Genomic DNA, 3,206 nt, shown 5'->3' on the forward strand with positions numbered 1-3,206 from the left:
TCACAATTAAATGTGTATACGAGACAGACTATGGAGGACACGGATATGAGGGCGCTGTGGTTCAGCTGGGAACCGGCCGGATTTCGGCTCCGGTCCGGGCCTCGGCCCAAGGCGCCGGTCCGGGGCGTCCGCCCAGGCGGCCGGGCCGGACACCCGCCCGGACCGGCCGCCCGACCCGGTGTCAGCTCAGGTGCAGCTGCTGGCCGGGGTAGATGACATCGGCGTCGTCGACGATGTCCTTGTTCAGCTCGAAGATCTTCTCCCAGCCGCCCTCGACGTTCTCCTTCTCGGCTATACGGCTGAGGGTGTCACCCTTGACGACCTTGTACTCGCCGTCGCCCTTCTCGACCTTCTTGCCGGTCGGGGTCTCGACGGTGGCCCGCTCGGAGGAACGCGAGGCACGCGTCTCCTGGGTGTCCTGCTGGGCGCTCTGCCCGGAGGGACCGCTGGAGCCGCTTTCGGGGGCGGAGGCCGCGGCACCGTCGTTCGGGGCGCTGGACAGACCCTTGCCGCAGACCGGCCAGGCACCCTTGCCCTGACCCGCGAGCACCTTCTCGCCGATCTCGATCTGCTGGGCCTTGCTGGCCTGGTCGGCGGTGGCGGCGTACTGCGTGCCGCCGTACCCGGCCCAGGTGGAGGCGGAGAACTGCAGGCCGCCGTAGTAGCCGTTGCCGGTGTTGATGGACCAGTTGCCGCCGGACTCGCACTGGGCGACCGCGTCCCACTCGGAGGTGGTGGCGGCGGAGGCGGTGCCGGCCGCCATCAGCGGGGCGGCGATGGCGGCGCCGGTGACACCGGCGAGCGTGGCTAGCTGGACAGCCCGTCGAGAAGCGGCCGGACGGCGGTGCTTGCCCTTGCTGGAACGCAGCATGGAGTGATCCCCTCACCGACGCCTGCGAGGTGAGCTGTCGGGTTCGGGCCGGTTGAGTTGCCCGGCCACGCGGAGTGCGGATGGCTTCCGCTTCCGCGAGGCTTCACCCCAAGCCGCCCCCGGTCGTCCTTCGACTCCCGGGCGCGGCACCTACCTTGGGTCCCCCGCTCCTGCCTACGGCGCTTGACGCGACGACTGTTCCCGTGCGGCCGTTGGCAGGATTCGGCGTGACGACCACAGGGGCCCGCGGTGGCGAGCGGTCACGACCGTAATCACGTGATCCGTGGAAACACAAAGACGATCGGGGCTTCTGTGACTCATCTCCCACCGGGATCAAAACGGGCATTCCCGGCCAAATGCGGTGTCAATTCCCGCTACTTTTCGCCCGTTTCAGCACTGACGTCCAGCGTCTGACCGGGGAGGATAAGGTCCGGGTCAGAGCCGACCGTCTTCTTGTTCTCCGCGTAGAGCTCGGACCATCCGCCGTCCATGCCAAGGGAGTCGGCGATGACCGACAGGTTGTCCCCTTCGCGGACGGTGTACGAGCCGTCCGCGACATCCGCGTCCTGGGCCGAGTCGCCGCTCCGGGAGGCGTGCCGCCCGGCGGAGCCGCCGACTCCGTCCGCAGGGGCGCCGGTAGCGCTCTCGTCGGCGCTGCCGCCCCGGTGACGACCCGTCCCGGACGCCGTGTCGGCCCCCTCCGAGGAGCCTGAGCCGCTCCCCGAAGAACCGTCACCCTGCCCGGAGTCATCCGGGTCATCATCCTTTGTGCCGTTCGCGCCCGAACTGTCCGATTCCGAATCGCCCTCGCTGGTGTCGACCAGTCCGGTGTCGGACTTGGTGGAGTCTTCGGCGGCATCCGAGGGCGAGCTGGAGGAGTCAGGGGAGTCGGAGGAGCCGGAAGAATCCGAGGATTTCGAGGAGTCGGAGGAGTCGGAGTCGGAGGAGTCGGGGGAATGGGACGACTTGGTTGATCCGGACGAATCCGACGAGTCATCCCCCACACCCGTGTCCACATCAGCGGAACCGGTGTCCTCCCCAAGGCCGGAGGTGAGTCCGCAGGTTGGCCACGCGCCGACCCCCTCGTCGGCGAGGATCCTCTCGGCGACGGCTATCTGCTGGGAACGGCTCGCCTGATCGGGGCTGGGCGCGTACTCGAGGCCGTCGTTCTTCTCCCAGTCCTCCTGGGACAACTGGAGCCCGCCGTAGTACCCGTTGCCGGTGGCGGCGCTCCAGGAGCCGCCGCTCTCGCACTCCGCGACCTTGTCCCAGGTCGTTCCGCTGGCCGCACTGGCGCCGGTGGCACCTAGGAGCGGGATCGCGATGGCTGATCCGGTCACTCCCGCAGCGACGAGGAGAGCCGGAGCCTGACGGGGGCGACGGTGACGACCGTTCCCGGAGAGCATGCGGTTGCCTTTCACACGACAGCAGTGGTCAGCGCGACGGATGTGGCGAACCGTCGCGCTGCTGCGTGAACGTATCGGCAGGCAAACGCTTGTCACAAGTCAATGCAGCGCAGATCACGTGAAGATCACAGAGCTGAGAAAGTGTCAGGTCAGAGCGGTGTGGGACGTATACGTGTCAGCCTCCGCCCCCGCCACGGAGGGCTGACGCGTGTCACGTCCGGTGTGCCGGCCGAACCGGTGTGAACTCCACAGGAAGCGTGCGCAATCCCCGCATAATCAGCCCCCCGCGCCACCTCAAATCAGCAGGATCCGCCGCGAGTCGCAGGTCGGGGAGGCGGGTGAGGAGGGTCGCGAGGGCGGTCCGGCCCTCCAGCCGGGCGAGCGGGGCGCCGAGGCAGTAGTGGACGCCGTGGCCGTACCCGAGGTGCTGGTTGTCGCGGCGGCCGAGGTCGAGGACATCGGGGCCGGCGAACCGTTCGGGGTCCCGGTCGGCCGCCGCGAGCACGACGAGCACGGGGTCGCCGGTGGCGATGTCCTGGCCGCCGATGGTCAGCGGCCGGGTGGCGAAGCGCCAGGTGGCGAGCTCCACCGGGCCGTCGTACCGCAGGAGTTCCTCGACACCGGTCTCCAGGAGTCCCGTCTCCCCGGCGGCGAGGGAGGTCTGGAGGCGGGCGCGCTGCTCGGGGTGGGTGAGAAGGGCGTACGTCCCGTTCCCGATCAGGTTGACGGTGGTCTCGAAGCCGGCGAACAGCAGGATGAACGCCATGGCCGCGGCCTCGTTCTCCGTGAGGTGCTCGCCGTGGTCGGAGGCACGGATGAGTCCCGAGATGAGGTCCTCGCCGGAGGTTGGGGTGTCGGGAAGTGCCTCGCGCTTGCGGTGGATGAGGTCGGCGAGGTACCCGCGCATCTTCTTCACGGACCTGTCTCTT

3 protein-coding genes and 1 riboswitch are annotated in these 3,206 nt (G+C 68.8%); all 3 genes read right to left on the minus strand.

All coding sequences use genetic code 11. The annotated features are described in order from the left end of the window. Positions 1 to 181 precede the first annotated feature (181 nt). Positions 182 to 871, minus strand: coding sequence for a LysM peptidoglycan-binding domain-containing protein (locus FNH04_RS43635; protein ID WP_152791779.1), 690 nt, complete (start codon positions 869 to 871; stop codon positions 182 to 184). Between the two features lie 4 nt (positions 872 to 875). After that, positions 876 to 1,063: riboswitch (cyclic di-AMP (ydaO/yuaA leader) on the minus strand. A 182-nt stretch (positions 1,064 to 1,245) separates the two neighbouring features. Then, positions 1,246 to 2,277 carry a LysM peptidoglycan-binding domain-containing protein gene (locus FNH04_RS43640; protein WP_152791780.1) on the minus strand — a complete coding sequence of 344 codons (1,032 nt, stop codon included), beginning with the start codon at positions 2,275 to 2,277 and terminating at the stop codon, positions 1,246 to 1,248. Positions 2,278 to 2,488: 211 nt separating this feature from the next. Next, a partial coding sequence (locus FNH04_RS43645; protein ID WP_152791781.1) for a cytochrome P450 occupies positions 2,489 to 3,206 on the minus strand: 718 nt, incomplete at its 5' end.

It is taken from the genome of Streptomyces phyllanthi (genome assembly GCF_009377205.1).
GTDB lineage: Bacteria > Actinomycetota > Actinomycetes > Streptomycetales > Streptomycetaceae > Streptomyces > Streptomyces phyllanthi.

Excerpts from the sequence above, each read along its gene's own strand:
- FNH04_RS43635 (WP_152791779.1), bottom strand. The coding sequence starts at position 871 with ATGCTGCGTTCCAGCAAGGGCAAGCACCGCCGTCCGGCCGCTTCTCGA.
- FNH04_RS43640 (WP_152791780.1), bottom strand. The coding sequence starts at position 2,277 with ATGCTCTCCGGGAACGGTCGTCACCGTCGCCCCCGTCAGGCTCCGGCT.